Origin of the sequence: Shewanella sp. KJ2020 (assembly GCF_024197625.1) — a bacterium.
Classification (GTDB): domain Bacteria; phylum Pseudomonadota; class Gammaproteobacteria; order Enterobacterales; family Shewanellaceae; genus Shewanella.
Map to the genome: position 1 here is coordinate 259,244 of NZ_JAKUKD010000002.1, position 18,037 is coordinate 277,280.

Here is an 18,037-nt window from a genome sequence, read left to right on the forward strand (position 1 = left end):
GTGGTTATTGATACCCCCGAGGCTGGTTTTTCCTCGAGGCGAAGTATATGGAGGTTACCGCGTGAAGTTTCCCAGTTTAGACTCGGTCATGCCAGGTTTGGCGCAGATGCTGCAGTATGATAAGCAATGGCTTAGGGATGATGTGCGAGCGGGTTTATCGGTTGCCGCTGTGGCCTTGCCAGTGGCGATTGCCTATGCCCAATTAACGGGAGTGAATGCGGCGGTTGGACTCTATTCCTGTGTATTACCTATGCTGGTATATGCCCTTTTTGGGACTTCTAGGCAGCTGATTGTGGGCCCCGATGCGGCGACCTGTGCCGTGATCGCCGCCGTTGTGACACCGCTTGCCGCTGGCGACAGTATGAAGCACTGGCAACTCGTGATGACCATGACGGCGATGACGGGTTTTTGGTGTTTAATTGCGAGCCGTTTTAGGCTCGGTGTGTTAGCCGATTTTCTCTCTAAGCCGATTCTGATGGGACTGCTCAATGGGGTGGCGATCACTATTATTGTGGGGCAATTTTCTAAAATCTTTGGTTTTACCTTTGATGAACGCTACCTGATTGAGCGTCTTACTGGCGCACCTTCGTATCTGACTCAAACCCATTGGCCGACCCTATTGATGGGAGGGGTCACCCTATTAACCTATGGGTTAGTGAAGCGTTATCGCCCCCTCTGGCCCGCTTCAATGTGTGCGATGGCGATGGCGGCATTACTCGTATGGGGATTTAATCTTACGGCTTTTGATATCAATGTGGTGGGTGAGGTTCGCTCCGGCCTGCCATCGTTTCAAGCACCTGTGTTTGATTTAGGGATCACCCGTGAGCTTGTCGTACCTGCGCTTAACTTAGCCATGGTGAGCTTTGTGAGCATGATGCTGACGGCGCGGAGTTTTGCGGCTAAAAATGGCTATGATATCGATGTGGATAAAGAATTTAGAGCGCTCGGACTTGCCAATATTGCCTCGGCGTTATCCCAAGGTTTTGCGATCAGTGGTGCGGATTCCCGCACCGCAGTGAACGACGCCAATGGGGGAAAGAGCCAGTTGGTATCTATTATTGCGGCGGTCTTAATTGGATTGGTGGCCTTATTTTTTACTGCTCCATTGAAATATATTCCAAGCTCAGCCTTAGGCGTAGTGCTGGTCATTGCCTCAATCTCACTTATCGATATAAAAGCACTGTGGAATCTTAGGGTTCGGGACCGTTCAGCATTTTTATTGGCTTGTACTACCTTGTTTTCAGTGCTGTTTATTGGAGTAATCCCCGGTATAACCTTAGCGGTACTATTGGGATTATTTCAGTTTTTAGCGACGGTTATGCGCCCGACGGATCAAGTGCTTGGCTTAGATAATAAGGGGGTTATTCGCAGTGTCGACGATTCGGGTAAGGCTAAATCTGTTCCAGGAGTGTTTATCTATCGATTTAATTCACCGCTAACCTACTTTAATGCTACCTACTTTAAACGGCGTTTATTGGAAAGGTTTATCCGTGAACCTGAGCCTGTCGATTGTATTATTATCGATGCGGTACCTTGCTTTACCCACCTCGACTTGAGCGTGATGGCAATGTTGGCGGATTTACATCAACTGCTCAAAAAACGCGGTGTGCGTTTAGTGCTCGCAGGGCGAAAGCGCCAGATGCTAGGCTGGTTTGAACAGGCGGGGATGCAATCGGGTGAGGGAGGGATTTTAATCCGGCCCGATTTATATTTAGCCCTTAAAATGAACCAAAGCTATAAGCAAGCGTTAGCCGAAGGACAGGCTCCGGTGATACAAAAAGTCCCCGACGATTCAGTATTATTGCACAGCCATTTATAGGGTTGTTTTTGGCACAATTGCGCGCAGCTTAAGCTGCGCGTTTTTATTACAACACAATAATAGTATTAATCTTTTTGCAGTTTGTCTAAGGGGATAAGGCCATGGTAGCTGTAATAACCAAGGGGGCCTAAAAATAAGCTGAGTAGGCACCAGACACATTTTTTGCTGGTACTGAGTCGTGCAGGGCTCTTAAAGGCTCTCAGTGCAAATAAACAGTGCAGAATGAGTAAGCCAATAAGCATGGCAGTGATGTTAATATCCATATTATCCAACAGATTTATCCCTATGACCCATGACCTATGATTTAACCCTGAGTGATCTGGTTGCGGCTATTTTACCCAGATCGTCCACTTCTAAATAACTCACCTTACGCGATTATTTTACCGATTGCTACTGGGTAAAATAAAAATACCCTTTAAAACTTATTCACTTACATTACTACCTAACAAGCTTATCGGCGATTGGCCAGCTTCCCAGATCACATATTTGTTCATTGCTTGGGTAAATATTTCGCTGCTGGTGAGTTCAGTTAACCAAACCATAAGCCGCGGGTAGCTGAGATTGAGATCCCGCTTGGGATCCACGGCATTAAACTGGCGAATAAAAGGGACAATCGCATAATCCGCAAAACTTAACTGGTCATCTATCAAATACCTATGCCGATTAAGATGGATTTCAAGGGTGTTTAAAAATGCACTCGCAGACAGGAAATAATCGGTCTGCGATTGTGCTGGGTAGCGATCTGCGTATTTATATTTATCGAGCCAAGGTTTGAACTCGTGATCATTTTGATGGATAAGGTGTGCGATTAGCGTTTGTTCATCCACTGTTTGCCCAAGTAGAGGCGGGCAGGCATCTGCCTGTGGATGGGGTGATGACAGTGCCCAGCGCATGATCTCTAAACTTTCGCTGATCACTTGACCATCGCCGAGCACAAGTACAGGGACGGTTCCCTTAGGAGAGGCCTGAAGCAGAGCGTCGGGTTTGGCTTTCAGGGTAATTTCTCTGATCTCCACATTCCGTTGTCCTAGTAATAATCCTAAGCGGGCTCGTATAGCATAGGGACAACGGCGAAAAGTGTATAAGATTGGCAAGGGCATAGGTAAGGCTCGTATCGGTAAGCAACGCCATATTATGGAGCTAATGTCTGCAATAGTAACGGCTTATGGCGTGAAATGCTGCGAATAACAAGGATTTTTAGTTTGTGCTCGGTGATAAAAACATAATGACCTTAATTTTTATCAGTGTTTATTCGTCTGTGACTCAGGTAGAATTTCGCGCGATTTTACGACCTAGAGCAAAGCTTGTAGGTCATTCATAGATTTATGCACTGGAAATTAAGTTCCAGCCAGCAGATGAGGGTGTTATGTCTAAGGTTGTTGTGTGTGCGTTATATAAATTTGTTGCGCTGCCGCAGTTTGAAACGATCAGAGAGCCATTATTGGCTATGATGGAACAGGCGGAAATTAAAGGAACTTTACTGCTGGCCAGCGAAGGCATTAATGGCACAGTGGCGGGCTCACAGGCCTCGATCGAGGCGTTACTTGCATGGCTAAATGGCCAGAGTGGCTTAGACAACATTGTTTACAAGTTATCCTTCGACGATGAAATGCCCTTTTACCGCACTAAGGTCAAATTAAAAAAAGAAATCGTCACTATGGGTGTTGAAGGTATCGATCCCCTGAAAGTGGTGGGCACCTATGTTAAGCCAAAGGATTGGAATGCCTTGATTTCCGATCCCGAGGTGATCTTAGTCGATACCCGCAATGATTATGAAGTGCAAATTGGCACCTTTAAAAACGCCATCAACCCTGTGACCGAAACCTTCAGGGAATTTCCAGAATACGTGAAACAGAACTTAGATCCGGCCAAACATAAAAAGGTGGCCATGTTCTGTACTGGTGGTATTCGTTGTGAAAAATCAACGGCTTACTTAAAAGAACAAGGTTTTGAAGAGGTGTATCACCTCGAGGGCGGGATCCTTAAATATCTTGAAGAAGTGCAGCAGGAAGAAAGCCTGTGGGAAGGTGAGTGCTTCGTGTTTGATAACCGTGTTGCAGTCGATCATGATTTAAAGAAAGGGCAATACGATCAATGTAATGCTTGTCGCATGCCTATCACTGAAGCCGAAAAACAGAGCCCAGCTTATGTACAGGGCGTGAGTTGCCCACATTGTATCGACAAGATTTCCGATGAGCAGCGCAAGCGTTTTGTCGAGCGTGAACGTCAAGTCAATCTGGCTAAGTCACGTAACGAAGCGCATATAGGTAGCGATGTGAATCAAGTGATTGAAGCGCGCCGTGAGAAAAAAGAGGCGCAGCGACAGCTCGCCGCCCAAAAGAATAAAATGAAGCAAGCGGGTACGGTGTAACGAGGACACGGCCTAATGTGCTCTCACCCAAGGCGCGACTATCTCAGGCTTTGTCATTTTAAAAACGCGTGTCTGTGATGTATTGATAAAAATAGCCCGACTTGTTCGGGCTTTTTTATATCGAATTTATATCTTTAGCTTAAATTTATGATAACTTTCAACGCTTAGTGGTGTGAAACATCAGGGATCTATTTCCGGCAAGGTAGGCAAAACCCATGAGTATTTGGAAAGAGTTATACGATATATTCGATAAAGAGCGCAGCCGCTGGCAACAATCGAGCGCCAGTAAGCAAGTGATTGCCTTCGAGTTAAAGGCAAATTTAGGCTTTCTTGCCGATGCGCTCAGCAGTAACTTGCCCCAGACTGCCATGATTCAAGGACTGGAATGCACATTGTTTGAGGCAAAACTCAAAGAAGGTGTGACGCTTAGCCAGCTAAACCGACGAAAAGTGACATCGGCATTTATTGGCGAATTTGCCGAATTTGCGAAATATATTGGTAAAGAAAACGACTATCTAATCGAGAACGCCTATTCAAAAATCAAGTCGTTGCAAAAATTAGCCACGGCCCAGCCAGATAAAAATTACGATCGGAAGCTTAAATCTCTGTTCCGTTTTTTAGTGTTCTTAGTGGCTCACCTCGAAGAACGCCCCTTAAGTCGTCAAGCGGCCAGAAGGGCATAATGCTTGCCTTGGGTTGTGCTATTTTTTTACTCTCTGTCCATTGGTATCTATCACCACTTCACCGTCTTCCTTGGTAAAGGCGCCTAATTGGGGGTTAGGCAAAATATCCAATACCTGCTCCGAGGGACGACAGAGGCGGGTGCCTAATGGTGTAACGACTATGGGTCGATTAATTAGGATGGGGTACTCGAGCATAAAATCGATTAATTCACTGTCGCTAAATTTATCTTCGCTTAAGCCTAATGCTCCATAGGGCTCTACATTTTGCCGCAGTAAACTGCGCACTGAAATCCCCATATCCGCAATCAGTTGCAGCAGGGTTTGGCGATTTGGCGGAGTCTCAAGGTAGAGGATAATGGTTGGTTCAACCCCAGTATTGTGGATAAGGCCTAAGGTGTTGCGCGATGTGCCACAGGCCGGATTGTGGTAAATCCTGATGCTGCGGTGTTCTTCAAGACTGTGTTTTTCAAGATAGTTGTCAATGATATTGGCCATAATTTGTCTCTGAGAAAGAATCGCTTATCAATGTATCCATAGGCACTAATTAGATGATTAAGTGCCTATGGCCATAGATTAGAAGGAGAGGCGCAGTGCCAGTGCCGCTAGGGTGACAAATAGCACTGGTAGTGTCATCACTATGCCAACGCGGAAATAATAACCCCAAGTTATATTGATATTTTTCTGCGCTAGCACATGCAGCCATAGCAGCGTCGCTAAACTGCCGATGGGGGTGATTTTGGGGCCTAAATCGCTGCCGATGATATTGGCGTAGACCATGGCCTCTTTAATCACGCCAGTGGCCGTACTGCCATCAATAGAGAGCGCACCGACTAGCACGGTCGGCATGTTGTTCATAATGGACGATAAAAACGCGACTAAAAAGCCTGTGCCCATAGTGGCGACCCAAAGCCCTTGTTCTGCCAGGCTATTTAATACGCTTGATAGATAATCCGTTAAGCCTGCATTACGAAGACCATAAACCACCAAATACATACCCAGTGAAAACACCACTATCTGCCATGGCGCGCCGCGCAGTACCTTAGTGGTATCTATCGCATGGCCTTTTTTGGCGACTATAAACAGGATTAGGGCGCCCACGGCAGCGACTAAACTTACGGGCACGCCAAGGGGTTCTAAGCCAAAAAAGCCGACTAAGAGTAAGACTAAAACTCCCCAACCGGTTTTAAAGGTGTTGGGATCGCGGATAGCGGCCTTAGGTTCGCGCAATTTTTCTAAGTCGTAGGTGGCGGGAATATCTTTGCGAAAAAATAGCTGTAGCATGACTAAGCTGGCACCAATAGCGGCTATATCGACGGGCACCATCACGGCGGCATATTCGTTAAAACCTATCTTGAAAAAGTCCGCCGAAACGATATTGACTAAGTTAGAGACGATTAACGGTAGACTTGCGGTATCGGCAATAAAACCCGCCGCCATCACAAAGGCTAAGGTTGCTCCGGCGCTAAAGCCAAGTGCCAGTAACATCGCAATCACTATGGGGGTGAGGATCAACGCCGCGCCATCATTGGCGAATAAGGCGGCAACGGTAGCGCCGAGTAACACTATGTAAGTAAAGAGTAAACGGCCACTACCATTACCCCAACGGGCCACATGCAGCGCGGCCCATTCGAAAAATCCCGACTCATCCAATAATAAACTGATGATGATCACGGCGATAAAGGTGGCGGTCGCGTTCCAGACGATATTCCACACCACAGGAATATCCCCTAAGTGCACCACACCGAGCAGTAAGGCTAAAACGGCGCCCAAGGTAGCACTCCAACCTATACCTAATCCCTTAGGCTGCCATATCACTAACACTAGGGTGAGAACAAAAATTGCCCCTGCCAACCACATAAAACCTCCTAAAAGGGCAGCTACTGTCTGCCCTTAACCAAAAAAATGCCAGGAACGCGGTATGAATGTCGTTTGTCCCTTGGCTCAGTCGAATTATATTAATATATGAATTTCCATATATACTACCGCGAAAAAAATGCGAGTCAAACAACCGTTGGATGTTTATCGCCAAAACATCATTTCCATCACAACTTAAGGGATTGATCCCTAAGCATCAGCGAATCTACTACTCCTTGGCCGCTGTGAACGCCGCCCTCTGTAACCATGGCGGATTTGCTGCGAATTAAATAACCCGCATAGCTGGGGCAATCGGCATTTTCATTGACAGCGGGTAAGCCATCACAGTGAACGCTGAACATGCCAATTTCAGGGATCAAGTCATTGATAATTTGTATTTCACCGTTACGTATCACTAAGGCTGGTGTTGTTCTGGGTTGTGGATGTAAACGACGCATTAAGGACCATACTGGATATTGTGCGGGTTCAAGCTCGGCTAATTTGGGGAGAATATTGGACCCAAAAATACAATGACCGCCGCCTTCCCCTTGATTTTTCAATACCCAAGTATCTATTGGGTACTCGGCAATTAACTGGGGGCTCTCTGCGGTGACAGGGCGCATTTCACCGAGGAGTGACTTGACTATGCTGGCTTCTGGCAGGGTTAACCCAAACTGAGTCAAGGTCAGTTCATCCATAGAAGAGAGCAACATTTGTATCCTCTTACTGGTTGCCAACTGCTGGCCTAAGGTGGCATTGAGGGCGATGCGATGTTGTTCAAGTAATACCCGGATCCCCATCAGGGCTTGGTAGTCCCTGTTGCCATTGATGTCGACGGTTGCATAATCTGCAAATTGATAACCTGCACGCAGATAAACGGTATCAATAGTCCCCACGCCTTCGAGTCGCAGCCGATGTTTTGCGCCAGTGGTGAGTTGCCCTTGGAGCTCACTGAAGGTTCTGCGCAGTGTTTGTATTCCTTTTTGTTGCAGCGCGAGTTCGAGCAAATGCTGATCGAACACATTGTCTTCATTTTCTTGCACTACCATCAAAAATCTTGCCGGTCCTGAATCTTCAAATTCCTGTTTTATCTTAAAGGTTGCTGTTGCTATGCCGACGGATAATTGTTCAATAGCATGATTGTCAACAAGTTCCCCCATAGGCAGTTGATGCCATTGCTGCTGTAAATAGCGATGAAGTTGATGGGCCCGCTGACCAAAGGGGCCCATACCCGCCGCTATGCCATTAAATTCCACCAGTTTCGGCCCTAAGTCCCTATCGTCCATAAAGTCGCTACGCATAATAAGCAGTGGCATTCTTGGGGCTTTAGTGGCAGAGCCATGCAACTGCTGATGGGCCTTCAGTAGCGCGGAAAAGAAGGGATCACTTGCTGTGATGGGTTGAATTGCATCAACTAAAAAGGCATGTGCTTCAGAGACATAATGGATAAGTTTACCCAGTGGTTCTACCGCGGATGTTAGGTATTGATAGTGTTCTTTACTGATTAAACTTGGCGTTAGGGTAAATGGGGCATGGCGGGCAGAATATGCCGTTTCTTTAAAGGCCATAGCATGGGTTAGCGCCCATTCTATGGCATCATCTTTGGCTGTTAATGGCATAGTTAAACTCATGTTGATTCTCTTAAGTTGACAGCTTATCGGCAATACCTGTCATTGCATGTGTAGGATAGGGCCCTAAGGCACTCACTTTAAGGGCATATTGTGAGTGCCACATCGAACTAGATCATTATTTTGTGAGTTAGCTAAAGGCATAGTGATAAAGAAACCCCGCGCCCACAGCCATGCCTAAAATAACGCTGAGAAATGCGGCAATCATCTGACCTTTAAAGATAGCTTTGAGTAAAATGACTTCGGTCAAACTGGCCCCCGCACTCCCTATTATCAGGGCCATCACTGAGCCCATCGTCATCCCTTTTTGGATTAACGCAGCACTGAGCGGAATAACCGCTTCGGCGCGAATATAAAGTGGAATACCAATTAATGCCGCAATCGGGATCGCATATCATGTGGCTTCACCAGCATATTTAACGATTAACTCCGTTGGCATAAAACCGTAGATCATTGAACCCAATAGCACACCAATAAACAGATAGGGCAGCACTTGTTTGAAGTCCTTCCTCGTGGTGTGCCAAACCTTTATCCAGCGGCTCTGAGGCTTGTTTTTGGCTGCAGTTTGGGAAGGGCAACATGAGTTTGTAATGGATTTAGGTTGAGTAGAGCAACACGAGGTCACCGCGGGTGCGGTTTTACTATCACAACATGCGCTGGCAACGGGGGCTGGACTTACATCGCAACATGAAGTGACTGTGGCTGTCTGAGCATAGGCTTCTTGCCGCACATATTGTTCAAATCCGAGTTTTTCCAGCAAGTAACCTGCTATTACAGATACGCCCATAGAGACCGTAAAATAAAATAGCGCGATCTTAAACCCAAAGGTGACCACAAAAAGCCCGATAATCACCGGATTAAGTAATGGGCTGGCAAATAGGAATACCATCATAGGGCCAAATCCCGCACGGGCCCTGAGTAAACCTTTTAAGAATGGGATGGTGGAACAGGAGCAAAAGGGTGTGATAGCGCCAAGTAACGCTGCCACTATATAGCCTCGACCATGGCGGGAGCTCAATATGGATTGCACTTTTTGCGGGGTGATAAATTCTTGCAGCATACCGACGAGATAGCTTATGGCGAGAAATAACAAGGTTAGCTCAAACGCAAGAAAGACGAACATATTGGCCGTTTCTTTCAGCATAGTGATAGTTTCTGGAGTCATTTTTTATCTCTTTTGAAGTTATTTCGAATATTCCAGAATAATAGTGATTGAGTGGAGTTATTTCAATACTTAATTTCTGGAATTATGGAAATATATGATATGGAAATATGATGCGATCACCACATGACTTGTAGGCTAAGTTCCACCCTAAGCAGCTTGTCACTCACGTTGACGTCGCTTGGGAATAGGTATTTCTGGTATTATCGAATAAATTAACAATTGACTCTGAAATCACAGTACCGATATGAATACAGAAAATGCAGCTAAAGTATTGAAGGAGCTAGGGCATCCCACTCGTCTTGCCCTATTCAGAATATTGGTAAAAGGCGGCTATGGGGGGGTTGCCGTGGGGCAATTACAGGAAGCATTGCAGATCCCTGGCTCGACACTCTCGCACCATATTAGCGCTTTAATGTCCGCAGGAATTATCTCCCAGCGGCGTGAGGGCCGGGTGTTATACTGCGTACCTGACTATGAGTTATTACAGGGATTGGTGCATTTTTTACAGGATCAATGTTGTAGTGAACAATGAGCCGTTTATTAGGGGATGATAAATCCTTTGATATGGATATTTACATATATGATAATTCATATATAGTGACTGTATCTTGATGAAGGCCTATATCTTGATAATGGCACGATACACTGAAACCACGCGTGCGGTTTCTAAGTGTTGGGAGTTTGGCTCGTTCCAACTCGCTTACGCCTTGTTAAGTAAGGCGTTTAGTGTTGGTATGCAGCCAAAGCCAATAGCCGAACGAACCTTTACATTCTAAGGACTTTAATGATTAATCCGACTCAGTTTTTTAAATGTTTAGCCGATGAAACGCGCCTGCGTTGTTTGATGCTTATTCAGCAGGAAGGCGAGCTTTGCGTCTGTGAATTAACTGAAGCCTTGCAAGAGATCCAGCCTAAGATTTCACGGCATTTAGCCCAATTACGTAAATGCGGATTATTAGTCGATCGCCGTCAGGGACAATGGATTTTCTACCGGATCAGTAATGACTTACCCGAATGGAGTCAGTTAGTTTTGAGCGAAGTCACTAGTAAAAATACGGTATTCCTCGAAGAGAATATGCGCAATCTGTGTAAGATGGGCGGCCGTCCCGAGCGCACTAAAGCCTGCTGCTAGCGATTAACAGCAAAAAATTTAATCTAAAACATATGTTTTTTCATATGTTTTTGCATTCAAGGTACTTGCCGATACTAGGGTGGTGGGGTCATGTTGCAACTATTTTCCGATTTAGCGAGTTGGTTAACCTTTGGGGTGATGGGTCTTGCCCCCAATACTAAGCTTGCCGATGCGGTGCATTTTTTTATTGAAGATACCACTAAGATTTTTGCGCTCCTGCTGCTGATGATTTATGCCATCGCCTTAGTGAGGGCATCGCTCAATGTTGAGCGAGTGCGGGATTACTTAGCGGGTAAAAATCGCTTTATTGGGTATTTTATGGGCTCGGGCTTTGGCGCTGTGACCCCATTCTGCTCATGTTCGAGCATTCCGGTATTTTTAGGTTTTACCTCCGCGGGGATCCCCGTTGGGATCACTATGGCGTTTTTGATCACGTCACCGTTAATTAATGAAGTAGCCGTTCTGCTGCTGGTGAGTCTGTTGGGCTGGAAGTTCACTGTGATATACGTGTTGGTCGGTATGTCGGTGGGGATACTCGCGGGCGCCTTTTTAGACACGATCCGCGCCGAACGTTGGTTGCAGTCCTTTGCGGCAAAAGCTCTCGAACAAGGTCAGGCGCAGGCGAGTCAAAATAATAGTGAGGGTATGACATCATCCATGACCTTAACCGAGCGACATGAGTTTGCAAAAGGCGAGACCCTAGAGATTTTTGGTCGAGTGTGGAAATGGGTCATTATCGGGGTCGGGCTTGGCGCCGCGCTCCATGGCTTCGTCCCCGATGGTTGGATTGAAGCCCACCTTGGCGATGGTCAGTGGTGGTCGGTTCCTGCTGCGGTATTGATTGGTATTCCACTGTATTCCAATGCGACAGGGGTTATCCCTATCATGGAAAGCCTTATTACTAACGGTCTTCCTATCGGCACCACATTGGCATTTTGTATGGCTACAGTAGCTGCGAGTTTCCCCGAATTTATTTTACTAAAGCAGGTGATGCAATGGCGCTTACTGGCCATCGTTTTTGCCATTTTGTTGATTGCATTCACCCTGATAGGGTGGATATTTAATGCTATCAGTCCCATGTTATGAGGATTATAAAATGTTAAACATCAAAGTATTAGGTAGTGGTTGTACTAAGTGCACTAAAACCGCCGAGATCATTACCAGCATTGCGAATGAGAAGGGCATCAGTATTGCTCTGGTGAAGGAAACTAATCCCGAAGTCATTATGGGTTATAAGGTGATGAGCACACCCGCCGTGGTGATTGATGAAAAGCTCGTGCATTGGGGCTCAATTCCCCATAGAGACAAGATTGAATCCTGGTTGGTGGGATAACGCTTAATATCACATCCATTTGATATTTTGCCTTAACTAATGTGCATCAGCGCGGCTATATCGAACAGATAACGCTTTAATTTTAAAAATAATATAAAACACATACGCTAAAATTGAGTGTGAAGGAAACAGGAATGACAATCAAAATCGGGATCAACGGCTTTGGCCGTATGGGACGGTTAGCGCTGCGCGCCGCTTGGGGCTGGAATGACGTCGAATTTGTGCAAATTAACGATCCCGCAGGGGATGCGCCGACCTTAGCCCATCTGCTGACATTCGATTCTGTGCATGGCCGTTGGCAGCATGAAGCGAGCAGCGATGGCGATAACATCATTATCGATGGCAAGCGTATTTGTTGTACGCGCAATAAAACCATCGCCGAAACCGATTGGGCCGCCTGCGATGTGGTGATTGAAGCTTCGGGTAAAATGAAGACTAAAGCCGTGCTGCAAGCCTATTTAGATCAAGGTGTTAAACGCGTTGTGGTGACGGCGCCTGTTAAGGAAGAGGGTGTGTTAAACGTGGTCATGGGAGTGAATCATCAACTCTATGACAAAGCCATTCATCCGATTGTGACGGCGGCCTCCTGTACTACTAACTGTTTGGCGCCAATTGTTAAAGTGATCCACGAAAACCTCGGCATAGTGCACGGCTCGATGACGACCATTCATGATATTACCAACACTCAAACGATTTTAGATGCACCGCACAAAGATCTCCGCCGTGCGCGGGCCTGTGGTTTAAGCCTTATCCCTACGACAACAGGCTCAGCAACGGCCATTACCCATATTTTCCCTGAACTTAAGGGCAAGCTAAATGGCCATGCGGTGCGCGTACCTCTGGCAAATGCATCTTTAACCGATTGTGTATTTGAGGTGAGCCGTAAAACCACCGAGGTCGAGGTCAATCGCCTGTTAAAAGAGGCCGCAGAAGGGCCATTAAAAGGCATTTTAGGTTATGAGGAACGCCCATTAGTGTCGGTGGATTATAAAACCGATCCCCGTTCGAGCATTATCGATGCGCTATCGACCATGATCATCAATGGCACTCAGGTCAAACTCTACGCTTGGTATGATAACGAGTGGGGTTATGCCAATCGCACCGTCGAACTGGCCCGCATGGTCGGTTTAATGGATAAGGCATAAGCTTTCATATTTAAAGGGATACTATGGCTAAGCTGACAGGGTTCTTGTCCAACTTATCACCCGAAATTCGCCAGTATTTAATGATCACTGGCAATTATTGGGCCTTCACGTTTACCGACGGCGCACTGCGGATGTTAGTGGTGCTCCATTTTCATGGCTTAGGTTATAGCCCGCTGCAAATTGCCATGCTATTCCTCTTCTATGAAATTTTTGGAGTGGTAACGAACTTAGTCGGCGGCTGGCTAGGGGCGCGTCTAGGTTTGAATAAAACCATGAATATCGGGCTATTTATGCAGATTGTCGCCCTTAGCATGTTGCTCGTTCCCGCTGCCATGCTCACCGTTGCTTGGGTGATGGCGGCGCAGGCCTTGTCGGGTATCGCTAAAGATCTCAATAAAATGAGCGCTAAGAGCAGTATTAAGTTGTTAGTGCCTAAGGATGCCCAGGGTGAGTTGTATAAGTGGGTTGCTATGCTCACCGGCTCCAAAAATGCCCTAAAGGGCGCGGGGTTCTTCTTGGGCGGCGCCTTGCTGACGGTGTTTGGATTCCAGCAGGCCTTGCTGGGCATGGCGATGGGTCTATTGCTGGTGTGGGTTTTTAGTCTGTTAAGTTTGCGGCGCGATTTAGGTAAAGCCAAAAACAAACCTAAGTTTACCGAAATTTTCTCTAAAAGTTCGGCGGTAAATACGCTCTCTGCCGCGCGCATGTTTTTATTTGGCGCGCGGGATGTGTGGTTTGTGGTGGCTTTACCCGTTTATCTGTCCTCAAGCTTTGGTTGGGGCCATTGGTATGTTGGCGGCTTTCTCGCGCTCTGGGTGATAGGTTATGGCATAGTGCAAGCTTTGGCGCCCCGATTGACAGGGACAAAGCAGACGGGCAAAGGCCAAGCTAAGGTCCCTGATGGACGTAGTGCCCTAGCTTGGGCGGCGATATTGAGCATAGTGCCGGCAGGCATTGCACTGGCCATAAGTTATGATTTCCATGCCGCGAATATACTGATTTGGGGACTGATGCTCTTTGGCGCCTTATTTGCCATCAACTCTTCATTACATAGCTATCTTATCGTCAGTTATGCCGACGCGGACGGTGTGTCCTTAGATGTGGGTTTTTACTATATGGCGAATGCGATGGGGCGTTTGATTGGCACTGTACTGTCTGGCTGGGTATATCAAGCGTATGGCATGGCGGCTTGTCTGTGGATTTCGGCGGCATTTATTGGGTTAGCGGCACTGATCTCAATTAAACTACCAAGGCACTCTGTGGCTGGCACTTAGAGTTTGTGCTTAGTTCTTCTAACAGGTTATTTTATCTAATAAAAAAGACGCATTAGCGTCTTTTTTCATTGCATGGGCAGACTTGGCTGAATCATGTATGCCTAGGTATACATCATTCCTTATGCTGAGTTTTCTTGTCACTAGGAGGCTGCGCCGCTGACGATGGGTCTTGATTGGCCTCATCGTCAGCCTTGTCCGGCGCACTAGCTTGAGTCTCGCCGGTCTTAAGCTGCTTGTTCTTATCGTGCTGACCAAATTGCGGCAGCTTAAATTTTGCACTGTATTTCAATGCGGCAAGATTGCTGGCGATGACACCCAAGATCAAAATAATGATGATCCATACCTCTAAGGTTGACATATACAGCTCCTGTATTGAAAAACGGATTAAAGATTAATCAACCGCCAAACGTTGTTCACATTTGCGGATATCTTCTGGCGTATCAACTTCAATAGAGTCGAAGGCACTGATGGCGATTTTGATCCTATGGCCATACTCTAGTGCCCGTAGTTGCTCCAGCTTTTCCAGATCTTCGAGCCGGCCTAAGGGCAGGGCTGCAAAGGTCTGCACGAATTTACGGGTATAAGCATAAACCCCTAAATGCTTGTAAACCGGGTAGTCTTGGGTATCTCGGCCAAAGGGAATGCGGGCGCGGGAGAAATACAGCGCGTAATTGTTGTTATCGAACACCATCTTTACATGCATAGGGTCGTCAAGCTCGGCCTTGTTGACAATTTCAAAGCCTAAGGTCGCCATTTCAAACTCACCTGGGTGACGTTCGAACAGGCTGATCACTTGCTCTATGGACGTCGGATCGATAAGGGGTTGATCGCCCTGTAGATTGATCACTAAGTCATCATCCTTAAGCCCTAACTGAGTGATGGCATCATTGATACGATCCGTGCCCGATGCGGCATCTGGGCTGGTCATCACCACTTTGCCGCCAAAACCTTCAACGGCGCTCTTAATGCGCTCATCATCGGTAGCAACATAAATATTCGTCAGGCCTTTGGCTAGAGAGGCGCGCTCATACACATGTTGGATCATCGGCTTGCCGTTAATCGGGGCTAAGGGTTTGCCCGGGAAGCGGCTTGAACCGTAACGTGCCGGGATTAACAGAGTCACATTCATCGCATTTTCCTATTTTTTAATTTTGGTCAGTATAAAGAAAAAGGGCTCGCAAACGAGCCCTTGTCATATGCTTGAGAGCTTAAATGCGACGGAACAGAGCAGTCAACATTTCATCTGTGACTTTCTCTTCCCAACCCGCGCCATAAACGTTAGCCCATAATGGACCCATGCTCTTAGTCACGGCAACCATTTTAGCAATGGTTTCATCCGGCAGATCTTTACAGATGTTCTTCGGCAGAGTGATGTTATGTTTTTTCATCATCAGACGGAACTCTGCAACACCTTCTGGGTAGAATTCTTCTAACACATCAAAGGCGATACAGTTACCGATACCATGGTGGTAGCCGAGGATGTAAGACAGACCATAAGATACCGCATGGCATGCACCCACTTGGCTGTAAGCGATACTCATACCGCCCATAAATGACGCCATCATCAGCTTGTCGTCTTTTTCTGGGTGATCTTCTAAGTACACTTGGCGGCAAAGCTCCATGGCTTTTTCGGCGTATGACTTAGAGAATTCGTTTAAGAAAGTGCCTTCTAAGGATTCAACGCAGTGGATATAGCAATCCATACCTGTGTAGAACCATTGGTCAGTCTCAACACCATCGATTAACTCAGAATCCATGATGATTTGATCGAACACTGTGTAATCTGAGTTCAGGCCTAACTTACGCACTGGGCCACATAATACTGCGGTGCGTGACGCTTCGGCGCCGGTACCTGAAATCGTTGGAATACCGATATGGTGAACCGCTGGGTTTTTGATCAAATCCCAACCTTGGTACATGGCAGAGCCACCTGGGTTGGTCAGCATTAGGGATACCGCTTTGGCCACGTCCATAGTTGAACCGCCGCCGAGGCCGACAACACTGACAGGTAACTTGCCGTTAAAGGCTTGCACTTGTTCGGTCAGGGTATCGATTTGTATTGTGCTTGGCTCATCGTCAACGTTGACCCATATCAGCAGATCGTGGGCCTTAACAGGAACACGCGCTTCGAGTGGCTTGCCCTGGTGAACGTCATCGACTAAAAACACCACGAAATCATCGTCGGCTTTACGCTGGGCAGCTAAGACTTCGTCTAATTGGGCGAAGGAGCCACGGCCGAAGATCATCTTTTCAACTACTTTAAAATTCTTAAAACTCATTGCAAAACTCCCGTAGAATTATTGGGCAAATGCTTTTTTGATGTTTTCAATACGCTCGGCAATCTGAGCATCGGTCCAAGACAATTTAATGAGCATGGAAATGGTGCGGCTCATAATGGCATCAGATTTTGGCACAGAGATTTGAGTATAGTCAGGTCTGTCGGCGATTAATGTGATTGGTAACGCAGCAGATGCCTTAAGCTCCTGAATGTGTTTCCAGTTCTTCAGATAATGCCAGTTGTTCACATACCAGTAGAAGCAGCCGTCAACGCCATTTTCAGCCAGTTTTTTGCTGATCTCTTGGGTACGCGCTTCTGTGGGCAGCATAAAGGTTAAGAAGCCGGCTGAATCACCCTCTGGATCGGGGATTTCACGGAAGCTGACTTCAGGAATACTGGCCATCGCATCTTTAATGGCTTTTTTGTTTTTACGTTGAATATCGATAATGGTATCGAGTTTACGTAATTGGGCTAAACCTAAGGCCGCATTCATTTCAGAAATACGGAAGTTTAAGCCAATGATCGGGTGTGACTCTGCGCCGCGGTCTTTACCAATATGCTCGTGGCCGTGGTCGGAGAACATATGGGCGTTGTCATAGATTGCGGTGTTGTTGGTGATCACAGCGCCGCCTTCACCACAGGTGATGGTTTTGACTGAATCGAATGAGTAACAACCCACATCACCGATAGTGCCTAAGGCTTGGCCCTTGTAGCTGCCGCCGATGGCTTGGCAGGCATCTTCTAATAATACGAGATTGTGCTTAGCACAGACGGCTTTGATTTCGTCCATCTTGGCCATAGAGCCACACATGTGCACTAAGTTCACCGCTTTAGTGCGCGGAGTGATAGCGGCTTCAATGCCCTCTGGCGATAGACACAGGGTTTCATCGATTTCGGCAAAAATGGGGATAGCACCCGCCATAAAAATCGCTTCAACCGAGGCAACAAAGGTGAAAGGTGGCACGATAACTTCATCGCCAGCACCAATGCCTGCAGCCATCATGGCCGTTTGCAGCGCAGCAGTACCGCTTGATAACAGGTGGGCATGCTTAACGTTCATTTTCTCGCAGAGCAGTTGCTCCATATCGCGAGTCTTCCAGCGATCATTACGCATATGGTCGAAGTTATAACGGAAAGTAAAGCCATGCTCCATCACATCGGCGACTTCTTGTTTCTCTTCTGGACCAAATAATTCAAAACCGGGCATGGAAGGTATCTCCTTAGAATTTGTGGCGCATAGGTCGCGCTGCAATTAACTGGCGGATTATAACTGGGCTCATTATCCCTTGCGATGTTTTATTGATGAAAATTAATGGGGAAAAAGAAAAACCTACAGCCAGTGTAGGTTTTTTATG

The 18,037-nt window shown here is 46.8% G+C and carries 18 protein-coding genes and 1 pseudogene; 9 read left to right on the forward strand and 10 right to left on the reverse strand.

Annotated elements, in window-relative coordinates; genetic code table 11:
- Positions 1 to 61: 61 nt before the first annotated feature.
- The gene (locus tag MJO46_RS01425) at positions 62 to 1,819 is read left to right on the forward strand and encodes a SulP family inorganic anion transporter (protein WP_253987786.1); all 1,758 of its coding nucleotides are present in this window, start codon (positions 62 to 64) and stop codon (positions 1,817 to 1,819) included.
- Positions 1,820 to 1,884: 65 nt separating this feature from the next.
- Here MJO46_RS01425 and MJO46_RS01430 read toward each other — a convergent pair whose 3' ends face one another.
- Both MJO46_RS01430 and MJO46_RS01435 read right to left on the reverse strand, forming a co-directional pair.
- Positions 1,885 to 2,082 (reverse strand): hypothetical protein, encoded by a 198-nt coding sequence (locus MJO46_RS01430; RefSeq protein WP_198783287.1) that lies wholly within the window; start codon positions 2,080 to 2,082, stop codon positions 1,885 to 1,887.
- 159 nt (positions 2,083 to 2,241) lie between these two features.
- On the reverse strand, positions 2,242 to 2,919 hold the full coding sequence (locus MJO46_RS01435) for a glutathione S-transferase (protein WP_253987787.1): 678 nt from the start codon (positions 2,917 to 2,919) through the stop codon (positions 2,242 to 2,244).
- 266 nt (positions 2,920 to 3,185) lie between these two features.
- On the opposite strand from MJO46_RS01435, the gene MJO46_RS01440 reads away from it, so the two are divergent.
- Entirely contained in the window at positions 3,186 to 4,190 is a 1,005-nt protein-coding gene (locus MJO46_RS01440; protein ID WP_253987788.1) for a rhodanese-related sulfurtransferase, read from the forward strand.
- A 215-nt stretch (positions 4,191 to 4,405) separates the two neighbouring features.
- Complete coding sequence (locus tag MJO46_RS01445; protein ID WP_253987789.1) at positions 4,406 to 4,873, forward strand: hypothetical protein; 468 nt, start codon at positions 4,406 to 4,408, stop codon at positions 4,871 to 4,873.
- A gap of 18 nt (positions 4,874 to 4,891) precedes the next feature.
- Here MJO46_RS01445 and arsC read toward each other — a convergent pair whose 3' ends face one another.
- The 4 genes and pseudogenes from arsC to MJO46_RS01465 form a co-directional block, all read right to left on the reverse strand.
- Positions 4,892 to 5,368, reverse strand: a complete 477-nt coding sequence (gene arsC, locus MJO46_RS01450) for a glutaredoxin-dependent arsenate reductase (RefSeq protein WP_253987790.1) — start codon at positions 5,366 to 5,368, stop codon at positions 4,892 to 4,894.
- A 78-nt stretch (positions 5,369 to 5,446) separates the two neighbouring features.
- Positions 5,447 to 6,730, reverse strand: coding sequence for an arsenic transporter (locus MJO46_RS01455; RefSeq protein ID WP_253987791.1), 1,284 nt, complete (start codon positions 6,728 to 6,730; stop codon positions 5,447 to 5,449).
- 185 nt (positions 6,731 to 6,915) lie between these two features.
- Entirely contained in the window at positions 6,916 to 8,358 is a 1,443-nt protein-coding gene (locus MJO46_RS01460; RefSeq protein ID WP_253987792.1) for a glutathione synthetase, read from the reverse strand.
- A 127-nt stretch (positions 8,359 to 8,485) separates the two neighbouring features.
- Positions 8,486 to 9,520, reverse strand: a pseudogene (locus MJO46_RS01465) (permease).
- Between the two features lie 244 nt (positions 9,521 to 9,764).
- Here MJO46_RS01465 and MJO46_RS01470 point away from each other — a divergent pair.
- From MJO46_RS01470 to arsJ, 6 genes are all read left to right on the forward strand, one after another.
- Entirely contained in the window at positions 9,765 to 10,052 is a 288-nt protein-coding gene (locus MJO46_RS01470; RefSeq protein ID WP_011717268.1) for a helix-turn-helix transcriptional regulator, read from the forward strand.
- Between the two features lie 252 nt (positions 10,053 to 10,304).
- Positions 10,305 to 10,652: a metalloregulator ArsR/SmtB family transcription factor gene (locus MJO46_RS01475; RefSeq protein WP_253987793.1), complete on the forward strand. Its 348-nt coding sequence runs from the start codon at positions 10,305 to 10,307 to the stop codon at positions 10,650 to 10,652.
- Between the two features lie 90 nt (positions 10,653 to 10,742).
- Complete coding sequence (locus tag MJO46_RS01480) at positions 10,743 to 11,738, forward strand: permease (protein WP_253987794.1); 996 nt, start codon at positions 10,743 to 10,745, stop codon at positions 11,736 to 11,738.
- Positions 11,739 to 11,748: 10 nt separating this feature from the next.
- Complete coding sequence (locus MJO46_RS01485) at positions 11,749 to 11,985, forward strand: thioredoxin family protein (protein ID WP_253987795.1); 237 nt, start codon at positions 11,749 to 11,751, stop codon at positions 11,983 to 11,985.
- A 134-nt stretch (positions 11,986 to 12,119) separates the two neighbouring features.
- The gene (locus MJO46_RS01490) at positions 12,120 to 13,130 is read left to right on the forward strand and encodes an ArsJ-associated glyceraldehyde-3-phosphate dehydrogenase (RefSeq protein ID WP_253987796.1); all 1,011 of its coding nucleotides are present in this window, start codon (positions 12,120 to 12,122) and stop codon (positions 13,128 to 13,130) included.
- A 23-nt stretch (positions 13,131 to 13,153) separates the two neighbouring features.
- Entirely contained in the window at positions 13,154 to 14,404 is a 1,251-nt protein-coding gene (gene arsJ, locus MJO46_RS01495) for an organoarsenical effux MFS transporter ArsJ (protein ID WP_253987797.1), read from the forward strand.
- A gap of 112 nt (positions 14,405 to 14,516) precedes the next feature.
- Here arsJ and MJO46_RS01500 read toward each other — a convergent pair whose 3' ends face one another.
- The 4 genes from MJO46_RS01500 to kdnA all read right to left on the reverse strand — a co-directional run bounded on the left by MJO46_RS01500 (position 14,517) and on the right by kdnA (position 17,889).
- Positions 14,517 to 14,762, reverse strand: coding sequence for a DUF2897 family protein (locus MJO46_RS01500; RefSeq protein WP_253987798.1), 246 nt, complete (start codon positions 14,760 to 14,762; stop codon positions 14,517 to 14,519).
- Between the two features lie 33 nt (positions 14,763 to 14,795).
- Complete coding sequence (gene kdsB, locus MJO46_RS01505; RefSeq protein WP_253987799.1) at positions 14,796 to 15,533, reverse strand: 8-amino-3,8-dideoxy-manno-octulosonate cytidylyltransferase KdsB; 738 nt, start codon at positions 15,531 to 15,533, stop codon at positions 14,796 to 14,798.
- 79 nt (positions 15,534 to 15,612) lie between these two features.
- Positions 15,613 to 16,683 (reverse strand): 3-deoxy-alpha-D-manno-octulosonate 8-oxidase KdnB, encoded by a 1,071-nt coding sequence (gene kdnB / locus MJO46_RS01510; RefSeq protein ID WP_253987800.1) that lies wholly within the window; start codon positions 16,681 to 16,683, stop codon positions 15,613 to 15,615.
- Positions 16,684 to 16,701: 18 nt separating this feature from the next.
- Positions 16,702 to 17,889, reverse strand: coding sequence for an 8-amino-3,8-dideoxy-alpha-D-manno-octulosonate transaminase KdnA (kdnA, locus tag MJO46_RS01515; RefSeq protein WP_253987801.1), 1,188 nt, complete (start codon positions 17,887 to 17,889; stop codon positions 16,702 to 16,704).
- Between the last annotated feature and the right edge of the window lie 148 nt (positions 17,890 to 18,037).

Excerpts from the sequence above, each read along its gene's own strand:
- MJO46_RS01430 (WP_198783287.1), bottom strand. The coding sequence starts at position 2,082 with ATGGATATTAACATCACTGCCATGCTTATTGGCTTACTCATTCTGCAC.
- MJO46_RS01435 (WP_253987787.1), bottom strand. The coding sequence starts at position 2,919 with ATGCCCTTGCCAATCTTATACACTTTTCGCCGTTGTCCCTATGCTATA.
- MJO46_RS01440 (WP_253987788.1), top strand. The coding sequence starts at position 3,186 with ATGTCTAAGGTTGTTGTGTGTGCGTTATATAAATTTGTTGCGCTGCCG.
- MJO46_RS01445 (WP_253987789.1), top strand. The coding sequence starts at position 4,406 with ATGAGTATTTGGAAAGAGTTATACGATATATTCGATAAAGAGCGCAGC.
- arsC (WP_253987790.1), bottom strand. The coding sequence starts at position 5,368 with ATGGCCAATATCATTGACAACTATCTTGAAAAACACAGTCTTGAAGAA.
- MJO46_RS01455 (WP_253987791.1), bottom strand. The coding sequence starts at position 6,730 with ATGTGGTTGGCAGGGGCAATTTTTGTTCTCACCCTAGTGTTAGTGATA.
- MJO46_RS01460 (WP_253987792.1), bottom strand. The coding sequence starts at position 8,358 with ATGAGTTTAACTATGCCATTAACAGCCAAAGATGATGCCATAGAATGG.
- MJO46_RS01470 (WP_011717268.1), top strand. The coding sequence starts at position 9,765 with ATGAATACAGAAAATGCAGCTAAAGTATTGAAGGAGCTAGGGCATCCC.
- MJO46_RS01475 (WP_253987793.1), top strand. The coding sequence starts at position 10,305 with ATGATTAATCCGACTCAGTTTTTTAAATGTTTAGCCGATGAAACGCGC.
- MJO46_RS01480 (WP_253987794.1), top strand. The coding sequence starts at position 10,743 with ATGTTGCAACTATTTTCCGATTTAGCGAGTTGGTTAACCTTTGGGGTG.
- MJO46_RS01485 (WP_253987795.1), top strand. The coding sequence starts at position 11,749 with ATGTTAAACATCAAAGTATTAGGTAGTGGTTGTACTAAGTGCACTAAA.
- MJO46_RS01490 (WP_253987796.1), top strand. The coding sequence starts at position 12,120 with ATGACAATCAAAATCGGGATCAACGGCTTTGGCCGTATGGGACGGTTA.
- arsJ (WP_253987797.1), top strand. The coding sequence starts at position 13,154 with ATGGCTAAGCTGACAGGGTTCTTGTCCAACTTATCACCCGAAATTCGC.
- MJO46_RS01500 (WP_253987798.1), bottom strand. The coding sequence starts at position 14,762 with ATGTCAACCTTAGAGGTATGGATCATCATTATTTTGATCTTGGGTGTC.
- kdsB (WP_253987799.1), bottom strand. The coding sequence starts at position 15,533 with ATGAATGTGACTCTGTTAATCCCGGCACGTTACGGTTCAAGCCGCTTC.
- kdnB (WP_253987800.1), bottom strand. The coding sequence starts at position 16,683 with ATGAGTTTTAAGAATTTTAAAGTAGTTGAAAAGATGATCTTCGGCCGT.
- kdnA (WP_253987801.1), bottom strand. The coding sequence starts at position 17,889 with ATGCCCGGTTTTGAATTATTTGGTCCAGAAGAGAAACAAGAAGTCGCC.